21 protein-coding genes are annotated in these 17,465 nt (G+C 43.9%); 7 read left to right on the top strand and 14 right to left on the bottom strand.

Annotated elements, in window-relative coordinates:
• Nucleotides 1-7: 7 nt before the first annotated feature.
• On the bottom strand, nt 8-796 hold the full coding sequence (locus tag WA407_RS13575) for a YwiC-like family protein (RefSeq protein ID WP_235309064.1): 789 nt from the start codon (nt 794-796) through the stop codon (nt 8-10).
• 170 nt (nt 797-966) lie between these two features.
• Here WA407_RS13575 and WA407_RS13570 point away from each other — a divergent pair, with 170 nt between their 5' ends.
• Nucleotides 967-1,389, top strand: coding sequence for a hemerythrin domain-containing protein (locus WA407_RS13570; RefSeq protein WP_025718091.1), 423 nt, complete (start codon nt 967-969; stop codon nt 1,387-1,389).
• Nucleotides 1,390-1,418: 29 nt separating this feature from the next.
• Here WA407_RS13570 and WA407_RS13565 read toward each other — a convergent pair whose 3' ends face one another.
• From WA407_RS13565 to WA407_RS13545, 5 genes are all read right to left on the bottom strand, one after another.
• Complete coding sequence (locus WA407_RS13565; RefSeq protein ID WP_336077566.1) at nt 1,419-2,216, bottom strand: hypothetical protein; 798 nt, start codon at nt 2,214-2,216, stop codon at nt 1,419-1,421.
• A gap of 78 nt (nt 2,217-2,294) precedes the next feature.
• Nucleotides 2,295-2,762, bottom strand: a complete 468-nt coding sequence (locus tag WA407_RS13560; RefSeq protein ID WP_336077565.1) for a hypothetical protein — start codon at nt 2,760-2,762, stop codon at nt 2,295-2,297.
• A 52-nt stretch (nt 2,763-2,814) separates the two neighbouring features.
• Nucleotides 2,815-3,075 carry a DUF6097 family protein gene (locus WA407_RS13555; RefSeq protein WP_336077564.1) on the bottom strand — a complete coding sequence of 87 codons (261 nt, stop codon included), beginning with the start codon at nt 3,073-3,075 and terminating at the stop codon, nt 2,815-2,817.
• A 173-nt stretch (nt 3,076-3,248) separates the two neighbouring features.
• The gene (locus tag WA407_RS13550) at nt 3,249-3,950 is read right to left on the bottom strand and encodes a DUF1963 domain-containing protein (RefSeq protein WP_336077563.1); all 702 of its coding nucleotides are present in this window, start codon (nt 3,948-3,950) and stop codon (nt 3,249-3,251) included.
• A 20-nt stretch (nt 3,951-3,970) separates the two neighbouring features.
• The gene (locus WA407_RS13545) at nt 3,971-4,153 is read right to left on the bottom strand and encodes a hypothetical protein (RefSeq protein WP_336077562.1); all 183 of its coding nucleotides are present in this window, start codon (nt 4,151-4,153) and stop codon (nt 3,971-3,973) included.
• Nucleotides 4,154-4,547: 394 nt separating this feature from the next.
• On the opposite strand from WA407_RS13545, the gene WA407_RS13540 reads away from it, so the two are divergent.
• The 4 genes from WA407_RS13540 (at nt 4,548) to WA407_RS13525 (ending at nt 7,999) form a co-directional block, all read left to right on the top strand.
• A complete protein-coding gene (locus WA407_RS13540) occupies nt 4,548-5,294 on the top strand; it encodes a hypothetical protein (RefSeq protein ID WP_336077561.1) in 747 nt (248 codons plus the stop codon).
• 271 nt (nt 5,295-5,565) lie between these two features.
• The gene (locus tag WA407_RS13535; RefSeq protein ID WP_336077560.1) at nt 5,566-6,651 is read left to right on the top strand and encodes a WXG100 family type VII secretion target; all 1,086 of its coding nucleotides are present in this window, start codon (nt 5,566-5,568) and stop codon (nt 6,649-6,651) included.
• A gap of 33 nt (nt 6,652-6,684) precedes the next feature.
• Nucleotides 6,685-7,521, top strand: a complete 837-nt coding sequence (locus tag WA407_RS13530; RefSeq protein ID WP_254328783.1) for a hypothetical protein — start codon at nt 6,685-6,687, stop codon at nt 7,519-7,521.
• Nucleotides 7,514-7,999 carry a DUF5381 family protein gene (locus WA407_RS13525; protein WP_336077559.1) on the top strand — a complete coding sequence of 162 codons (486 nt, stop codon included), beginning with the start codon at nt 7,514-7,516 and terminating at the stop codon, nt 7,997-7,999. Before WA407_RS13530 ends, WA407_RS13525 begins: the two co-directional genes overlap by 8 nt.
• Nucleotides 8,000-8,017: 18 nt before the next feature.
• Here WA407_RS13525 and WA407_RS13520 read toward each other — a convergent pair whose 3' ends face one another.
• The 3 genes from WA407_RS13520 to WA407_RS13510 all read right to left on the bottom strand — a co-directional run bounded on the left by WA407_RS13520 (nt 8,018) and on the right by WA407_RS13510 (nt 10,855).
• Entirely contained in the window at nt 8,018-8,728 is a 711-nt protein-coding gene (locus WA407_RS13520) for a 5'-methylthioadenosine/adenosylhomocysteine nucleosidase (protein WP_013311357.1), read from the bottom strand.
• A 42-nt stretch (nt 8,729-8,770) separates the two neighbouring features.
• Nucleotides 8,771-9,946 (bottom strand): aminotransferase class I/II-fold pyridoxal phosphate-dependent enzyme, encoded by a 1,176-nt coding sequence (locus WA407_RS13515; RefSeq protein WP_254328780.1) that lies wholly within the window; start codon nt 9,944-9,946, stop codon nt 8,771-8,773.
• Between the two features lie 69 nt (nt 9,947-10,015).
• On the bottom strand, nt 10,016-10,855 hold the full coding sequence (locus tag WA407_RS13510) for a MetQ/NlpA family ABC transporter substrate-binding protein (RefSeq protein WP_235309047.1): 840 nt from the start codon (nt 10,853-10,855) through the stop codon (nt 10,016-10,018).
• A gap of 290 nt (nt 10,856-11,145) precedes the next feature.
• Between WA407_RS13510 and WA407_RS13505 the strand changes: the two genes are divergently transcribed.
• Complete coding sequence (locus WA407_RS13505) at nt 11,146-11,703, top strand: YdhK family protein (protein WP_336077558.1); 558 nt, start codon at nt 11,146-11,148, stop codon at nt 11,701-11,703.
• Between the two features lie 85 nt (nt 11,704-11,788).
• Here the strand turns inward: WA407_RS13505 and WA407_RS13500 are convergent, their stop codons facing one another.
• The 5 genes from WA407_RS13500 to WA407_RS13480 form a co-directional block, all read right to left on the bottom strand.
• Nucleotides 11,789-13,666 carry a stalk domain-containing protein gene (locus WA407_RS13500; RefSeq protein ID WP_336077557.1) on the bottom strand — a complete coding sequence of 626 codons (1,878 nt, stop codon included), beginning with the start codon at nt 13,664-13,666 and terminating at the stop codon, nt 11,789-11,791.
• A 165-nt stretch (nt 13,667-13,831) separates the two neighbouring features.
• Nucleotides 13,832-14,119: a hypothetical protein gene (locus WA407_RS13495; protein WP_336077556.1), complete on the bottom strand. Its 288-nt coding sequence runs from the start codon at nt 14,117-14,119 to the stop codon at nt 13,832-13,834.
• A gap of 13 nt (nt 14,120-14,132) precedes the next feature.
• Nucleotides 14,133-14,618 carry a methylated-DNA--[protein]-cysteine S-methyltransferase gene (locus tag WA407_RS13490; protein ID WP_336077555.1) on the bottom strand — a complete coding sequence of 162 codons (486 nt, stop codon included), beginning with the start codon at nt 14,616-14,618 and terminating at the stop codon, nt 14,133-14,135.
• Between the two features lie 25 nt (nt 14,619-14,643).
• Entirely contained in the window at nt 14,644-15,204 is a 561-nt protein-coding gene (locus WA407_RS13485; RefSeq protein ID WP_336077554.1) for a bifunctional transcriptional activator/DNA repair enzyme AdaA, read from the bottom strand.
• Between the two features lie 42 nt (nt 15,205-15,246).
• A complete protein-coding gene (locus WA407_RS13480) occupies nt 15,247-16,029 on the bottom strand; it encodes an isocitrate lyase/PEP mutase family protein (protein ID WP_336077553.1) in 783 nt (260 codons plus the stop codon).
• A 266-nt stretch (nt 16,030-16,295) separates the two neighbouring features.
• On the opposite strand from WA407_RS13480, the gene WA407_RS13475 reads away from it, so the two are divergent.
• The gene (locus tag WA407_RS13475) at nt 16,296-17,300 is read left to right on the top strand and encodes a chitosanase (protein ID WP_336077551.1); all 1,005 of its coding nucleotides are present in this window, start codon (nt 16,296-16,298) and stop codon (nt 17,298-17,300) included.
• The last annotated feature ends 165 nt before the right edge of the window (nt 17,301-17,465 follow it).

Here is a 17,465-nt window from a genome sequence, read left to right as displayed (position 1 = left end):
TCTCCTTTTAGAAGTATAAAAACAACACAAAAACATAGAGCATCATTGAAAATCCAATTTCCGCCATGCCAACTTGTTTTGCCTTTAATCCGAGTTTAGGAAGCCATATGGCCCGTATCAAAAAAATCAAAAAAGGAACAAACAGAGGTAACTTTAAGCAGGTAGCAAACAACAAAATCACCAAATGATAGATGACGGAAGCATAATGGTAACGTATATTTTTTCTTTCACGAATGATCGTTTTGACATACAAAGCAGTTCCGATAAAGTAAAGCACCAAAAGTAAGAATAGCTCTGTTGCTACTCCCCAATCCTCTCCTCCTCCCATATAAATAACAGGGTATATAAAAGAACAAAAGAGTAGAATTGCAACAATGTCATTAAGTAAAGCACGTTCATTTTTCGTTTTTGCAAAATAAATATTAGCCATAAAAAAGAGCAATAGAAGAGCTCCATACCAGATCAAGGCAGGCTCAAACCATATCAGTGAAATTAACAAAGGAAGTAATATCACTCCGTATACAACGGCGGGTTTGCGGTATCTTTCACTGCTGCCTGTTTTGATCCATTGGAGGACAGGAAAACTGAATAAGTAGATAAAAAACCAGCACACAAATAGGGGGATATGAATGAGTTCCCCTCGAGAAGCAGCTAAACCGAATAAAAATGGAAGAATGAGCATGGCCCAAGCTCCATGTTGATTGGGTATGTATCTGCTCATCCCCTTCAAACCCTTGATCCTTTTTTCACAATCTTTTTTATGTCTGTTATTTCGGTTAATCGATTCATCATCCATTCCCCCAAGATTGAGTTTTATCTTCTAACCTCATTCTAAGTATTATATGAAATTGAACCAATTAGGGAGTTCCCTTTTCCTTAGGGGGGAAAATCCTAACCGAAAAAATAACGCTATTTTCTTATGCTATACTGTACTAAAAAAAGGGTACAAAGAAAGGATGAACTGTTATGGGAGGACCTTCTTTACGTCAACTGCATGCTCATCATGCCATTCATCAAGGCGGGCTATCTGGCGCTCTAGATAAGACGAGAGAAGTAGAGGAATTACTCGAAGCAAAAGAATTCAAGGTGGCGCGCCAGGCTGCCGACCACTTGATCGAATATTGGGAAACCCGCATTCTTAGCCATGCTGATGCAGAAGAGGAAGGATTCTATCAGGAAATGGTCGAGAAAAAACCGGAACTGCAGGAGGCTGTCGTCAAACTTACACGGGATCATGATCTGCTCCGAATCATTGTAAAAGAGCTCAAAGCCATGATCCGTGAAGAAGGGCTTACGCCTGAAGTTCTTCAGCAGTTCCACGCGCTTCTGGTTGTCAATGCCATTCATAGTCGGGAAGAAGAACGTTTGTTGTTTGAGGAACCGTCATGATCAAGATGTGGCATAACGATTCACTTTCTCTATAAAAACGCACCGAAGAAATAGTCCAACGCCTCCTGCGAGTATCCGTCATCTCCTTGCCAAGCTGCTACGGAATAAAAATCATGATTGCCGTGCTGTCGTTTACGAGGCGTGTCCTGTGGAACCAGCAGTCCGGCATATCCCCACACCTCCATGACTACATCACGCTCGTTTTTGCTGGATGGAAACACATCCTTCCAGCGCTTTTCCAATTGACGTGCACTGCTTTGAGCATCACAGTTCTGAACAGCTTCGAGCATGTTATGAAGTATAGTCAGATCCTCATCGGAAATCTGAACAGCCTCTTCTTGACTGAACAATTCAAGGTCCATCCAGCAATACAGAAGGTGGTTCAGACGAATACCGCCCCATTTGATTCGTTCAAAATTCAGTACATTCAAATCTTCATTGACATATTCCTTATCAGACATCAATTTATTAAAATTACAATCCCCACAGCTACTGTAATTGGGCAAGACGACAGGCCGCTCCTCATAGGTGTGCAAAGGAAGCCCTGCGGTTAATGCCCAGCTCGATAAGGCGCTTCGTAAATGAACCTTTTTCGTGGAAAGACTGTGCAAAAACGCTGCTGCCACTCGCTCTTTTGTAGCCTTTTGCTGGTGCAGCTCATGCAGCCTGTTTATAATCTCGTTATGTGTAATGGTGATCGGATCGAACATCAAGCCCTTACTTTTGGCATATTCAAAATCCTCACCCGAAAAAGATTCCCGCTCCTGCTTCCAGCCGCTAGAGGACCAGAATGTGTTCATCAGTATTTTTTTCGCCTTTTTATCCACAACACATCTCCCTTACTCATCCAACACCCTCACCTTCAGCACAAAGCGCAGGGTTGTCGTGTATTTTATGTAAGATCACTATTCATCTTTATACTTAAAAGCAATGGCCGTATTTCCCGACCGGGGGTCAAAATAAGAAGAGATTTTCCCCCAGTTCAGTTCATATTCCATATAGGGGTAAGGCTTTGTTTGACGATAGCTTGGCTTTACGGACAAATGTTGCTGTAACAAACGATCATGCTCCCTTTGTCGCTTTCTCTCTCCTTCCTCAGACCAATTATCCCACGAAGTTGGAAATTCATCTCCCTGGAGCGAAATCTCCACGACAATTAGGTTTGTATCCTTAAAGCATACAGACACAAAAAAATGCCGACACAGCAAAGAAACCTGATCGAAATGATACCAGATGTAGTCATTCCCTAGCTTTCTTACAGAATGAAAATATTTCGAATACCAAGTAGCCTCTAACAACTGATCTTCCGTTAAAGATGAGTAGATCGCACGCTCACCATCGACCTGAATGATTCCCGATTCCCAGTCATTCATTGCTGTCACTCCTTCAGCTATTATGCCAATCTCCTACAGTTACTCTCTGTCCTCATTTGTCCACATGACTGAAAATGGCCTGCCAGGCCCGATCCAGCACGCGCGTATGTAATTGCTTGGCATAAACATTTCTAACGATGGCAAGAACGATCACACCCACGAATACAACACTGAGCAAAGTGATAGAGGGAACCCAATGGTCAAACATGACATTCGCCAGCACTTGCAGCAAATGTCGTTCTGGTTGTAAATATTCCACCGCCGCAACGATGCCTGCTGCCAGCAATATGATCACAGATATGATCATAAGCATTACATTGATTACTTTGTATTTAGCAAGCCCTCGCTGAAAAACGCGAGTTCCCGCATATTGCTAAAACATTTATATCTTTCCACTCCATTTTCGATAGCTTCTAAACTACGAGTATATTGGGTTGCCATGCACTACAAAACGATCGGTTCCAGACTGCTCTCTAAATGAGCCTATTAGTAAAAATCAAAGTACCCCCGCCAGACTCCTTCATTCTGATGCTTGGCAAAATAAAAGCTGCCTCCATCCACAATATTCAATTGGGCTTTGGCATCTGAGGCAATCTGAAACACAAATTCATAGCCCTCGCCAAAGTCGATGCCTGGTTGAATAAAGCTGGGATAGCCACCGATTTTGTGAACCGCATATATTTCCTCTACGATGTCCTCAAAATAGTCGGGTTCCTCCTCGTCCATCTGGTTGAGAACATCGCCGTATTCCTCAGGGATATCTTCACCGTCCCAGACCGGATAATCATTCTCTTTAAGTTCGGGGAACAGCGGAAATGCTTTGATTTGCATAAATGCCGGACCAAAATCTTTTTCAACCAAATCCTCTACCGACGTATACTCACGAATACACATATATCCTTCCATGTCCTCATGATCCAGTACATGGGGAGACAGGAAGACGGTCAACAGCTTGACACTGTGCATAGCTTCAGGGACAAAGGGCAAGGCAGGCAAATACAATTGCATGATCGGAGCCATAACATTCCCCTGTACATCAATGGGTTGTTCCTCCGTTGGCAAAGCCACTGTAACTCTACCAATCCAGCTCTGTTCAAGGGAACCCGACGGTCTGCGACCCCCTGTATGAAAAATAGTAGCATTACGTTTTAGAATCGTTCTTAGCTTCTCAATAGAGTTGCTGGACAACGAAATCACTCCTTTCTAATCTAGAATAGAAACGCAACAACATCCTCGCCTGCTTTAAATCCAAACTCACTTAATCGATCTTCCATCTCTTGAATCTGATGTAGATAATCTTCCCGCATAGCTGGCAGACCCTGTTCATTCACTAATGTCCCGCCGAGCCTGGCGCGCGCATATTCGGCACTTTTCCACATTGCCTCAAACACAGTTTGCGGCTACACGGTCCGTACCCCATCCATACTGAAAATCAAATCTGCAAAGCGATCCTCCGCGAGTGTACTCAACCAAAAAAAGCCAGGCTCGGTTCCCGTATGTACGCTAAATAGTTAAGCATCAGGCTCCAATTGATGGATTCCTTTTATGGTCTTCACAGGCTCATATTCCGACTCCACGGCAAGGATGTTAGATACATCCTCACTCCCATATTCAGGTAAATTCATGAATCTCTCTCCTAGCTAGCTGTTTTCACTTTACAGTTTCCTATAATTCTCAATATATATTAAACTATAAATCACCAAGCACAAAATAGTATAAAAACGGTGCTGGGTTGTTGAACATAATTTTTTAGAATTTCAAAGCTTCGAAAGGGGAGAACTCATGATGCAAAAACTTTGGCAAAAAGGGAAAGATCTGTCTCTGCCTATTATGGTGTCCGCATCGCTGATATCTGGAGCGCTGTCTGTAAGTACACCTGCGGCGAATGCGGCTGCAACCAAGGAATTGCTTCAGCTATCTGGTCAGACGACTTACTATGGAGAGGTTGAGAATGGGCAGCCCAACGGACGTGGTACGATCAAATGGAGCCAATATAAGCAGTATTCGGGTGATTTTGTGAATGGCAAGCGTTCAGGTACTGGAAAATATATAAATCAATACACGGATGCAGATGGACAAAATCATAAAATCGTATACAACGGGACATGGAACAATGACACGATGAGCGGCAGGGGTACGCAGACTGAAAAAGTGACGCAAATGGACGGAACCGTACGTTCGAACGAGATTCAAGTAGGTACTTTTCAGAACAATGGATTACAGAACGGCTACCAAGTGATCCACGCTGTGGCCGATCCAGACTACAGCTTCACTTATAAAAATGGAAAAGAAGTGTTAAATATCTTGCACAGTAATCAAGATCTCGTCCAAAGGTGGCAAAAAGGAGAGCTCTTCTCCGTAATTTATAAAAATGGCTCTGTCCAAAAGGAATACTCCATGTTCCCTGAAGAGACTGCTACCAAAGAACGTCAAAGACAAGCGTCCATCAAGTATTTCAAAGGAATTACCGCCAAGGTCACTCCTCACTTGCAGCAGTTTGAAAAGCTGTCCAAGCAGATTCCGCTAAAATAATTAATACGACGCGAAACATGCATTAGCCTCTACGCAAGAAGGCCTCTCTTTCTAATGGAAAGCTCCATTTGAAAAGAGGGGCTTTTTTCGTTTTCGTTATGAATAACTTATAAGAACTTCGGATCATAACACTCCTACTTTTTTCCCTTATGAATCCTCAGGAACTCATACAAATGACTTATTTTTCACTTAAATCCCCTCCTTTTTTTGCTAACCCCCACTAGATTCACTAAAATATAAGTAATTATTTTAATCATCCGAGGTGGACATCATGGCTAAAATTATGGTTCCTCCTGAGAAACTAGAGGCGGTTTCCAGGCAGTTCGCACAGGCACGTGAGCTGGGGGCACAAATTTGCGGACAACTGTCACAGCATATTCAGATGTTGGAAAATAGCTGGGCAGGAACAACACAACAGCGCTTTTATCAGGATTTTCATAAAGCTCGTGGACAAATGGATGCTTTCACTCAAACTGTCGGTTCTGTCAGCACAGAGCTGCGTTCCATTGCAGTAAAATTCAAGGAAACAGATACCCAAGTAGACACAGGTATTAATAAAGGAGATCACAGCGGACAGATCGGCAGCAGTGAAGGGACAACTTCCGGGAAAAAAGGACCCGATCCAGCAGATATAGCCATTAACAGCATTTCAGAAGCCAATAAATGGCGCGGGCAACTGGGATTTGCCGGAACAGCTATCTATAGCGGTCTGGCTTCCACACTTGTGCTCACCAAAACAGTAGAATTCAAGAAAAGTCTGAAGAATCCCACTCGAGCGGTTATACATAATGCGGCATGGGTGAAAGGCAAGGGTAACAATGCTTTTATGCGTAATTTAGGCAAAAGCCTAAACCGCCAATTCGCCAAACCCGGTATTGTGATGAAGGGGTTAAAGGGCTTTGATCGATTAGCTGGAAAGCTTCAAATGGGTAAGCTCGGCCTCGGATTCAATAAAGCCAACAGCTTTCCTCAGTGGACGCGGAACGTTATCGCCGGGGTGGAAAAAGGCCGATATGGCATAGCCACCCGCCAAATTCCCGGCATGATTGCCAAAAAGCTGTACCCTATTAATGCCACCATGAATATTGTGGGCGAGGGTATCAGTCTGGCTGGAAAATGGAAAAGCGGGAAGCTTACCGGAACGGATGTGGCTGTATCTGCTTCTAACGTAGCGATTAAAACCGCCGCAACTTATGGCGGTGCTGTGGCTTTGGGAGCCGTAGGCGGCGCTATCGGTGGTCCGGTCGGTGCAGCCGTCGGTGCTTATGTCGGCGGTACGGTGGGAAGCTGGGCAGGTGGAAAAGTCGCCAAATTCGCCGAAAAAGGGATACGTTGGGCCAGAAAACTATTTAAATGACATACACCTAACAGATGGATAAGGAGCCTGACTATGGATAAACAAACGGTAATTTTAACGCTTGAGGAACTAGGCTTTGCCTTGACCGCACTGGGCGCAGAAGATATGGCTTCTGGTCTGCTCCAATCTTATTACGGGGAACTAACCGAAGATCGCTGGGAACTGCTTTTTCATGCTGCAACGCATAGCCTGATATCCAAGGGTCTGATGGAACAACGGGATGACGAGCAACAACAGCTCGAATTTGATGAGTTCATTGTTGAAATGCTAGCTCATCTGGTACAAAGTCGTCAGATGCTACGTGGCTACAAGGAGCAACAGGATAAGCAAAATACATTAACGATACACCATGGAAATGAACGTTTTCTGTATCATTTCTCCAGTCACAATGAACTCCATTTCTTTCGCTGGTCTTCTCCAGAAGACTGGCATCGTGACATTGATCAATTGTTCGGCCTACTTGCTTCGAACTTCAATGCGCACAGCCGATACGTCGATCTGACCGAAGAACAGTGGAATGAGTTAACCTCATCCAACTTCAGCATGCAGCAAATGACAACGTGGAAGCTTCATGAGTCGGCCCAACAAATAATACAAGACTGGCGAGAGGATTTTGATCGTAATCAGTGTAGCCTTAATAATTTGAGCCAAATGGTATACACGGATACGGATGAAGATGGTCCTTCTGTTACGAATCTGCTATTTGTTCTTAAAGGAATGAATGATGTGTGGATTGTAAGAAATACAGAACTGGATATGCAGGCCATCCCATGTCTGCGTATTGAAAGTGTAACCGAAGCTGACTGGAGAGAACGGATAACATATTTCATTCAGGAGTTTGTACGCGACGAGGCGGTATTCCGTGGATAAAATTGTATATCGAAGATCTTTGGCATTTTGGAAGGCCATGGGCAGCTTGATGTTTGTGCTAATTTGTCTGTTTTTGCTGCTGCTCATTTTTATCGACGAAGATATCTCAGCTCTACAAATCTTCTTCTTTATTACGTCCGCCATTGTCGGACTTCCTTTTTTCGGTAGCTATCTTGTGGTTTGTTTAAGCAGAACGCTTCGTAAGGATACCTACCTGTTCATCTTTGACGAACACAGCATTTCCGATGGTATTCGAACTGTCCCGTGGGCTGCAATCACTAAAGTCGAATTCGAAGGGGCCTCCATCCGCAAATGGCTGCGCCCTCGCTTTCCCGCCTTTATTTTTCATCTGAATGACCGCAGCACCTGGGAAGTCAGCACCGATTATGTGTTGAACGATATGGAGCTGAACCAAGCAGGGAAACAACTTCGAACTCTCATTAACCAGCATGGCAAGCCAAAGAAAAAACGTTCCTGAATAGTGCCATTGAATATATCAAAGCTTGTCTCTATCATATGCAGCTACAAGAGCCACAACCACTGCTGCCGAGTTGGCCGCAGCCAAATCAAGATTGGAGTCAAAAGAATCCGCCGCTTCTACACCGGCAAGATCAGACAAAGAACGGACAGCCAAAAATGGAACACCAAACTGGTACGCAGTCTGAACGACCGCGGCCCCTTCCATATCCGTCACTTTCGCTTCTGGAAACTGGCTACGGATAAAATGGGCGCGCTCAGCCTGGGAGATAAAAGAGTCTGCCGTCGTAATCAAACCGTTGACGATCTGCCCCTCAATCCTGGTCTCTGCCAGCGCTTCTGTCGCAAAAGCAAGCAGCGCTGGATCGACAGGATAACTTGCCGGCATCTGTGGCACCTGTCCGTAGGTATAGCCGAACGCCGTTCCGTCCACATCGCTGTAAGTCAGCTCGGTCGCCACTACGACATCGCCAACATGCAGCGCTGGATCGAGCCCACCCGCAGACCCGGTATTAATGACAAGCTCCGGGCTAAATCGCTCAATCAACAGCGCCGTAGTCGAGGCTGCGTTCGCTTTGCCAATTCCTGATTGCAGCAGAATAACTTCCTTGCCCTCAAGCTGGCCCGTATAAAAAATCCCGTTCGCAATCTGGGTCATCTTTATCCCTTCGATCTGCGCTTTCAAATCTGCTATTTCTTCCTCCATAGCTCCGATAATCGCTATACTCAAAGTTCTTTTCCCGCTCCCTCCATGAATTCCTTGTATTCCAGCTTATACTTGAAAAACACCCGTTGCTGCGATGCGCTGCACCGCCTCCAGCAGCCTTTCCTCACTGTTTACCAGACTGACCCGCACATGAGAAGCTCCTGCACGACCAAAGCCTTCTCCAGGAGCGACCGCAACATGCGCTTCGTCCAATAAAAAGTCTGCAAAGGAAGCCGATGTATACCCTTCTGGCACCTTGAACCAGGCAAAAAAAGACCCTTGAGGAGTAGCTACATCCCAGCCAATACCTCGTAACGCTGCAATGAGAACATCACGGCGCCGCTCATATAGCGCCGCGAGCTCATGTACCGGTTCCTGCGTGCCCAGCAATGCCACAGCTCCCGCATCCTGTACCGCTCCAAAAACAGTGCTGTAGGCATGCGTATGATAATGCTTGAGCGCACCAATGATGGACGAATTTCCCACTGCAAATCCGAAGCGCCATCCAGCCATGTTATACGTTTTGGAAGCCGTATACGTCTCGACGCCATACTCCTTGCCGCCGGGGATTTGCAATAAACTAATCGGCTTATATCCGTCAAATCCAAGAGCACCGTAAGCAAAATCATTCATAACCGGAAACTGGTACCGAGCGGCATAATTCAGCGTCTTTGTCAGGAAATCTGCAGTAGCTACTGCTCCAGTCGGATTGTTCGGATAATTAATCATGAGCAATTTGACCTGCTCTGCAATTTCTTCCGGCACGGTTGTATAATCAGGCAAGAAACCATGCTTCTCATCAAGCGGAATCGTATGAATTTTGGCTCTTGCCAGCGCAGCAGCGGAATAATATTGGGGATATGCCGGATCGGTCGTCAATAACCAATCACCTGGATTCAATAGCGCCTGTGGAATCCCCATTACGCCTATGGCTGAGCCGTTGAATATGGCAATCTCTCGGTCAGGATCCAGTTCCACGTGATACTCCCGTTTATAGAACGCGGCGACAGCCTCCAGCGTGCTTTTTTTTCCATGAAAAGGCGGATAACCCTGATTGATCGGTTGATCGACCGCTTCCTTCAAAGCGCTGATGATATGCGCCGGTGTCGGCTGATCCGGGTTGCCGGCTGCCAAATTGATTACATCTATTCCCTTACTTTTATGCAGATTCACCTTGTCATCCATTGCGCTAAAATAGTTGTCAGGCAGAGCCTTGACGAGATCAGAGGATGAAAAAATCACGTTCATCTCCACCTTCTATCCATAAGATACAGGCTGACAACGTCAGCCCGCAGAAGATAATACCCCATATTATTTGAAATAGCTTGGCAGCTTGTAGCCTTCATAATCAGGATTCGATTGGATGTACTTTTGGAATTCATCTGAATGATATCCTTCAATAATGTCTTTGACGAAGGGCTTATCCTTGTTCTTGCTGTCCACAGCGACCACGTTCGTGAACGGATCTGTCATATTTTCAAGCTTTAATGCCGAGGTCAGCTTTATTCCATTCGATACAGCAAAGTTCCCTTGTATAGCCGCAAAATCAACATCCTCCAGTGCACGTGGCCCCTGTGCCGGGTCGGTAGCAACAAATTGCAGATGATGCGGATTAGAGGTGATGTCGTTCACCGAGGTTTGCAATGGATCAATATTGTCCTTTAACGTAATCCAGCCTACTTCCTTCAAAATATTCAGCGCACGCAGCATATTGACTGGCTCGTTGGGCAGGTTGATTTGGGCTCCCTCACTGATTTCGTCAAGGCTAGTATGCTTGCTGGAGTACAATCCCATTGGAGGAGTCGGGACCTGCACAGCACCAATCAGATCAATATTCTCCCGCTTATTCATAGAATCCAGATAGAGCGAGTGCTGGAACACATTAGCATCAATATCCCCCTTTGCCACGGCTACATTGGGCTGAACACCGTCTGTAAACTCTTTATATGTAATCGTATAGCCTTTCTTCTCCAAATATGGTGCCACACCATTCTTAAACTGATCACTGTATGGACCGGGATTAAAGCTGATATGCAGTGTTTTCTTTTCTTCACCCGCAGCGTTGTCCGACGTATTCTTGCTGCCGCAACCTGAAATAAAAAGCACGACTGCTCCCAGCAGCAATATAAATGAAATCCATGGTTTCTTCATTTTGATGTCTCCCCCTGCTCCTTGATATCATCTACTTTTGGTGAGTTAGAATGTTTACAATCGCTCAAAATACCAAGTAACTTTATGCGTTTTATAGATATTACAATGATTTTTTATTCACTGTCAACAACATTTAATTACGCATCTTCTGCATAGCAAAAAAGGGGGCACAACAAGAGATCCCCTTGAAAGCAAAACACTTCACACGTTTGTCATATACTTCCGTTTTAAATATACCCCATAGGGGTACATTTAAAATATATAATTAAAACCCTAAAGGAGCTGTAAATATGAGAATGCAATGGGCTTTGCTCGCTGGTACAATCATGATTATTTTGAGTGGGTGCGGAAACAGTAACACGCCGAACAAGGAACACACGACAAACAGCAGTCAACAGCACGACACATCGGATATGAACCATTCCACTTCCAGTGAGCTTCCTACCGGACTAAAAGAAGCTGAAAACCCAGCCTTCAAAGTTGGCAGCCAAGCGACTATTCGAGCTGACCATATGGCAGGCATGAATGGGGCTACTGCCACGATTGTTGGTGCTTATACGACTACTGCTTATACGGTCTCATATACTCCAACCACTGGAGAAGAAAAAGTGAATAATCATAAGTGGGTTATTCATGAAGAGATTAAAGATGCAGGCAACGAGCCCTATGCACCGGGAACGGAGGTTATCCTTACAGCAGATCATATGAAAGGGATGGATGGGGCTAAGGCTACCATTGATTCCGTCGAGCCAACGACCGTATATATGGTAGACTATACGCCGACTACAGGAGGGGAGTCTGTCAAAAATCATAAATGGGTGACGGAGAGTGAGATTTCAGCCCATTAGACACTTACAACACAGGCGCTTATGATAGCAAAAGGGAGCCTGACATCGGCTCCCTTTATACGGCTTTATTTGGGTTTGGACAAACCTACTTCGCTAAATTCAGCTTGGCATCCTTGATATCATACAAAGCCCCTTTGTTGGTATCTACAAGCTTTTTCATTTGTTTGTTGGCTGTTCCATTTGCAGGCACGATTGCATTAAAAATAACACCATTTTTCTGTAATTGCTCGTTGATTTCATCTACTGAAAAACGGGCTTTACCCAGATCTGTATTCTTATCATGAACTGGTGCATCTGTAATGAATATGATCGTTTTGGAATTAGAATTTTTGGGGAATTTACTTATAGCTAACTGAATAGCTTCTAATCCCGATTCCTTCAAATCCCCACCAGCGGAAGGGCGCAACATATTCAAATTACCTTTTAACTTGTTTTTATCGGTCGTAAACTCCAAAAATTCTAAATCTTTATCTGCCTTCAGATTGATATCCCGAAATGCAACGACAGCAAATTGGGAACCTGCTGGAACGGAATCAACAAAGCCTTTCACCTTCTGTCTCACATAATCCAGCGTCCCTGTCATACTACTTGTAACATCTATGACGAACACAATATCCGTAGATTTGGAGAAGGTGGTGGATATCTTTTTCAGAATCGTTGTGTTGGATTGTGATTCGGAAGCATCTTCATTTTCCTCCATTAATTGTTCACTTTCACTGGTTGTCAAAACCTGCGGTGGAGCAAGAAAAATCACAACGCTCTGAGCTGCAATATTCCACTTTACCTTCGCACCTAGCGCCTCGCTTACAAAGCGAATAGGAACCATTACTTTGCCGTTAATGAGCCTCGGCGCCGCATTGAGACGCACTAATTTACCGTTGATATAGGCATCTCTGGAGCCTACAGTTAACTTGATCGTTGTATTTCCTTTGGTTGCAGTAACGGTCTTGGTAGCTCCATCCCATTTCACTTTCGCCCCAAGCGCCTCAAAAACGGCACGAAATGGCACCAGCATACTTCCGCTAATAGAGGTCGCAGGCTGCTCATATTGTTGCAGTTTCCCGTCTATAAACACCTCAACCTGCTGAGCCTTGTTATTATTTATGGGAACAAATTGGGGTACAGACGCTGCCGAATTTCCCGACTGGTCGATCATTTTGATATAAAAGTAGTATCCACCCGTAGATAAATTCAGGTTACTCAAAGGGTAGGTAAACTTTGTTTCCGGATCGAACTGAATCCGTTTAATTAATTGAGCATCTGCATTTTTGACCATAACGTATGAAGTGTACGTGGGTTGAATATTTTTTATTTTCAAACGAACCGAAAATGACGTACCTGAAGAGTTGATTGTAAATGTACCCGGAAAATTTTCTCCAGACGGGATAGTTAAAGGGATTTCCGGTGACTCATCAACCGCTTGGTCCACTTTAGGCTCCACGACAGGCTGGGTTACTTGAGGTTCAATTACTTTCGGTTCGTCCAACTGTTGAGCAACCTCGGGTTTACTGGGAGTGGAAATCTCTTTTATATGGGTCTCCACCTCAGGCTGCGTTACTTTCGGCTCCTCCTCAAGTGGAGTTACTGTAGATTCATCGACTGACTGCACAGACCCTTTCATAGTTATAGGAAGTTCTATATGATTTTCTGATCCTGAATAAGGTGCTGGTCGTGAATCCGCAATCGTAATTGTAGAGTTGGCATAATCAATCGTAAAGTCACCAGAAGGAATTTCAATATAGTTGCTATACAGACGAATTGGCGTATCAGGCTTAATCGTAAACGGGAGATCGAATTTAAACACTCTGTTTACTCCATTACCATCATCAAGGGTAAGCTTAAGCTTATCTCCATTTCTGAATACTGTCGAATTGGCAGCGTGAACACTTTCTGTACACAAAGTGAACAACCCTACAAATATCGTTAAAAACGAAAGTAGGAACATCATTCTTTTGAGCTTCATTCTTATTTCCCCTTTTGCATCTATTCTTGTCGGTAAATCATAGCATAGGGTTAGATGAAGTTCATGCCATATGATTACAGTTATGGATATGCGAACTCACTTTTTCCATCATTCGCGCTCTGTTCTTCTGTTCAATGTTCATATGTATCTCCTTGGTCCGCTTCTTCAACGTGGCATACGTAATATAGCCGCCTTCAGTGCTTTAGTCCCTTCTTCGCTTTTCAAATAATGCGACGGTGTTTCGTAGCCGAGTGCGGGGACTTTTCGATCCATCCAAGTCAGCAAATACTCCCCCATATCGGGCAGCAGCACAATCTGAATCTCCTTTGGAATTTTACTTTTGGCCACTTTTGCTCTTATAGCCGGATCTACCTGATCATACCGCTCCTGATAGAGCTGAACCATGTTGGCCCAGCTCTCCGGCTTAAACTCTTTCAAATATATGTCTCTCATCTACGAACCCTCCTTAGGGCCTCAGACAACGCTTCTCATGCTGGAGCAACCATTCTTTTCTCCATAGCCCTCCTGCATAGCCCGTTAGTTTCTGATTGGAACCGATAATTCGGTGACATGGAATCACAATGCTTAGCTTATTTTTTCCATTAGCACTGCCTACGGCTCGGATCGCTTTTTCATTCCCAATAGCAAGAGCAATATCTTTATAAGCTGTCGTTTTACCGTACCCCACGGACACCAGAGCATTCCATACTTTTTGCTGAAAATCCGTACCTTCAAAGGCATAAGGAAACGTAAACTCAAAGCGCTCACCTTTAAAATACTCGTCAAGCTGGGTAGCGCATTCCGCTAATACTTGGATTGGAACCTTTTCTATAGCCCTCGTTAAGAGCTCATTCCGATTAGAGAACATAATAGAATAGACAGCCTCATTTGTGCCCTGTATCTCTATCTCTCCAATCGGCGATACATACTTCAATACGTTAAGTTCACTCATAAAAGGATATGACCTCCTTCCTTTTCTATTCCTTACTCAACTTCCTATACTCACTAGGAGAACAATGGTTCAAGCTGCGAAACGCCTTATAGAAATGGGAGGGACTTTGGAAACCCGTCTCATAACAAATCTCAAGATTCGTAAGATTTGTACTTTTAAGAAGATAGGCTGCCTTATCTACTCTTATTTTTTCCAAATACGTACGCGGGGTTTCAGCGGTTTCCTGTTTAAAGATCCGATCCAAGTAAAAGGAGCTTATTCCGATATGATCCGCAATATCCTGCAACACAATTTTTTCCTTGTATTGATTGACCAAGAAGGTTACCACATTCTGCACAAGTCTGATATACGGCGAATGGTCTGTATGGGGCTGGCATCTTTTGCAAGCACGAAAACCCGCCTTTTCCACTTTGTCCAAATCAAAGTAAAACTCCACATTTATTTTTTTCGGCTTTTTGGATCGACAGGAAGGTCGGCAGTATATGCGGGTTGTTTTCACAGCGGTAAAAAACAACCCGTCATACTTACGATCACACGCTATAATTTTCTCCCACATTTCTTCAAAAGAAAGATTGATGTTAGCCATGATCGAATGCTCTGTCCTTTCTATAGTTCATATTCATCTAGTTCAGGATTTTGCAAAATCCTCATATAAATGTGATGTATCTTGAAGCTCTATCAACTGTTCGGCATTCTTTTGCAAAGCAACTATTATCTTATCAGAAAATGCATTTCCAAAGCTAAACCGTTTAACACCTAACTGCTGAAGCTGGTGGACATTCGTCAGACCCGGCAGGGATAAAACATTAAGCGGAGCATGTATATGAAACACAACTTCCCTGATCTCTTCATCACTCTTTAATCCTGGAACAAAAATTCCGCTCGCACCACTATCCACATACGCTTTGGCCCGCTCTATGGTCTCTGAAAGTGGGGCATCCATCTGCAAATATGTATCCGTTCTTGCGTTTATAAAAAACTTTTGAAACCCACGCACATCCAATGCTGTTCTTATTTTGGACAACAGGTTGCTGTGCAGGCCCACTTCTCGAAGCCCCTTTTGCGTCTTCAAAGAATCCTCAATATTAATTCCTGCAACTCCCACATCGGCTACCCTTAAAACATGCTCAACAATCGTTGCCGTATCCTCCCCATATCCTGCTTCAATATCTGCCGACACTGGAATTTGAACATGCTCAGCAATCGTCCGAATAACGCTTACATGCTGGTCAAAATTAATAAGCTCTCCATCTGAGAATCCAAGCGTATTGGCAATTCCCCAGCTCGTCGTACCTATCGCCTTAAAGCCTGCCTTCTCCAGAGCCACCGCAGATAGCATATCCCAGGCGTTCCCTAAAAATAAAAGTTCCTCTGATGTGTGAAGTGCATGAAACTGATGAATTTTGTTCATAAATGTAGCCTCCTGATATGTGATGTATCTCATTTTATCAAGAGACTATCTTTGTTTCGTCCTCATTCTTGCACTTATGGTCTGTAGGAATCTGGGAACAACTAGGTCCATTTATTCACATATAAATCATAATTTTTGAAAAAAACGGTTATTTAAGCTCTATTCAATCCTATGCTTCTTATCTATACTCTTGCTAAATCAATTCGAGTTAGATGCAAATCTACGCTTTTAGTCTTTCACAATTACATTATTATAGGAGGAGTTATATGTATAAAACAAAGTTCCTTATGATCTTGCTAAGCTTTACTGTAATCACTTCTTTCTCTAGCTTATCCGGCCCTTCACCTAGCAAGGCTTTTGCTGAAGAGAATGGAACTCCGGTGCAGAAAACGATCGATTTAAATGAGGGCTTCGACCATTCAAATGAAGCTAGTATAGAGCCATTATCCCTTACCAGCGAAGAAGCTACTAGCCAAGCAACGGTTACAGCTATTGATCATGATGCTAATTTCTCACCTTCAACACTTCAGTTTCTGAAGGCTAATACAGGACTCGACGGTGAGCAATGGGATAATATTATGAAGCTAGTGAACAAACCAGAGCAAGATTCTTTGAAATGGACTGAATTCTATGGCTATGCTGAAGATATCGGCGATAATCGCGGATACACAATCGGTATCTTTGGAGCAACAACAGGCGGTTCAAATGATACAGGACCCGATGGTCCGGACTTATTCAAAGCTTTTGATGCTGCTAGTGGAGCTAGTAACCCTTCCATTGCAGGTGGATTAACACGTGCTGGTCTGAAGGGGAAAATGAGTGGTTCGATTCTAAAACTCAGCGATAGCGATAGTGTAATCAAGAAGAAGATCAACGCTCTCCAAAACAATGAAGCTTGGAGAGAAGCCATGTGGCGTACGTTCTATGACACCTATATCGAATATAGTGTACAGCAAGCACAGAAACGCGGATTTAATACTGCTCTGACGATTGGATCATTTGTCGACACAGCACTCAATCAAGGCGCTACTGGTGATTCAGGTAGTCTTGAAGGAATCCTCTCACGCTCAGGCAGTAGTACGAATGAGAAGAAGTTCATGACTAGCTTCTATGCTAAGCGTACATTGGTTGTCGATACCAATGATTATAACCAACCTCCCAATGGTAAGAATCGTGTGAAACAATGGAGCTCTCTCTTAGCTTCTGGCGAAACAGATCTTAAGAACGCAGATGCAGCTGTGATCAAAGCAACTAATTGGGAACTGAAGTAAATATAATATACGTCATTAGGAGGGCATATCGTATGTCCTCCTTTATCTATTTTTCATGAACATTGGGTTGGCGATGACTGCTAACAGCATCCCATTCTCCCATACAGTTCCTCTCATCATTCGAGTATGTAGGTCGCGTGTACAAATAGAGAGACTGTCCCAGAA

It is taken from the genome of Paenibacillus sp. 203 (assembly GCF_037027525.1).
Lineage (GTDB): Bacteria > Bacillota > Bacilli > Paenibacillales > Paenibacillaceae > Paenibacillus > Paenibacillus polymyxa_B.
Note: the sequence above shows the minus strand (reverse complement) of the source record. Positions and strands in the feature narration are given on the sequence as shown.

Excerpts from the sequence above, each read along its gene's own strand:
- WA407_RS13490 (WP_336077555.1), bottom strand. The coding sequence starts at position 14,618 with ATGAGTGAACTTAACGTATTGAAGTATGTATCGCCGATTGGAGAGATA.
- WA407_RS13495 (WP_336077556.1), bottom strand. The coding sequence starts at position 14,119 with ATGAGAGACATATATTTGAAAGAGTTTAAGCCGGAGAGCTGGGCCAAC.
- WA407_RS13530 (WP_254328783.1), top strand. The coding sequence starts at position 6,685 with ATGGATAAACAAACGGTAATTTTAACGCTTGAGGAACTAGGCTTTGCC.
- WA407_RS13480 (WP_336077553.1), bottom strand. The coding sequence starts at position 16,029 with ATGAACAAAATTCATCAGTTTCATGCACTTCACACATCAGAGGAACTT.
- WA407_RS13560 (WP_336077565.1), bottom strand. The coding sequence starts at position 2,762 with ATGAATGACTGGGAATCGGGAATCATTCAGGTCGATGGTGAGCGTGCG.
- WA407_RS13570 (WP_025718091.1), top strand. The coding sequence starts at position 967 with ATGGGAGGACCTTCTTTACGTCAACTGCATGCTCATCATGCCATTCAT.
- WA407_RS13575 (WP_235309064.1), bottom strand. The coding sequence starts at position 796 with ATGGATGATGAATCGATTAACCGAAATAACAGACATAAAAAAGATTGT.
- WA407_RS13475 (WP_336077551.1), top strand. The coding sequence starts at position 16,296 with ATGTATAAAACAAAGTTCCTTATGATCTTGCTAAGCTTTACTGTAATC.
- WA407_RS13535 (WP_336077560.1), top strand. The coding sequence starts at position 5,566 with ATGGCTAAAATTATGGTTCCTCCTGAGAAACTAGAGGCGGTTTCCAGG.
- WA407_RS13500 (WP_336077557.1), bottom strand. The coding sequence starts at position 13,666 with ATGAAGCTCAAAAGAATGATGTTCCTACTTTCGTTTTTAACGATATTT.
- WA407_RS13540 (WP_336077561.1), top strand. The coding sequence starts at position 4,548 with ATGCAAAAACTTTGGCAAAAAGGGAAAGATCTGTCTCTGCCTATTATG.
- WA407_RS13505 (WP_336077558.1), top strand. The coding sequence starts at position 11,146 with ATGAGAATGCAATGGGCTTTGCTCGCTGGTACAATCATGATTATTTTG.
- WA407_RS13485 (WP_336077554.1), bottom strand. The coding sequence starts at position 15,204 with ATGGCTAACATCAATCTTTCTTTTGAAGAAATGTGGGAGAAAATTATA.
- WA407_RS13555 (WP_336077564.1), bottom strand. The coding sequence starts at position 3,075 with ATGCTTATGATCATATCTGTGATCATATTGCTGGCAGCAGGCATCGTT.
- WA407_RS13510 (WP_235309047.1), bottom strand. The coding sequence starts at position 10,855 with ATGAAGAAACCATGGATTTCATTTATATTGCTGCTGGGAGCAGTCGTG.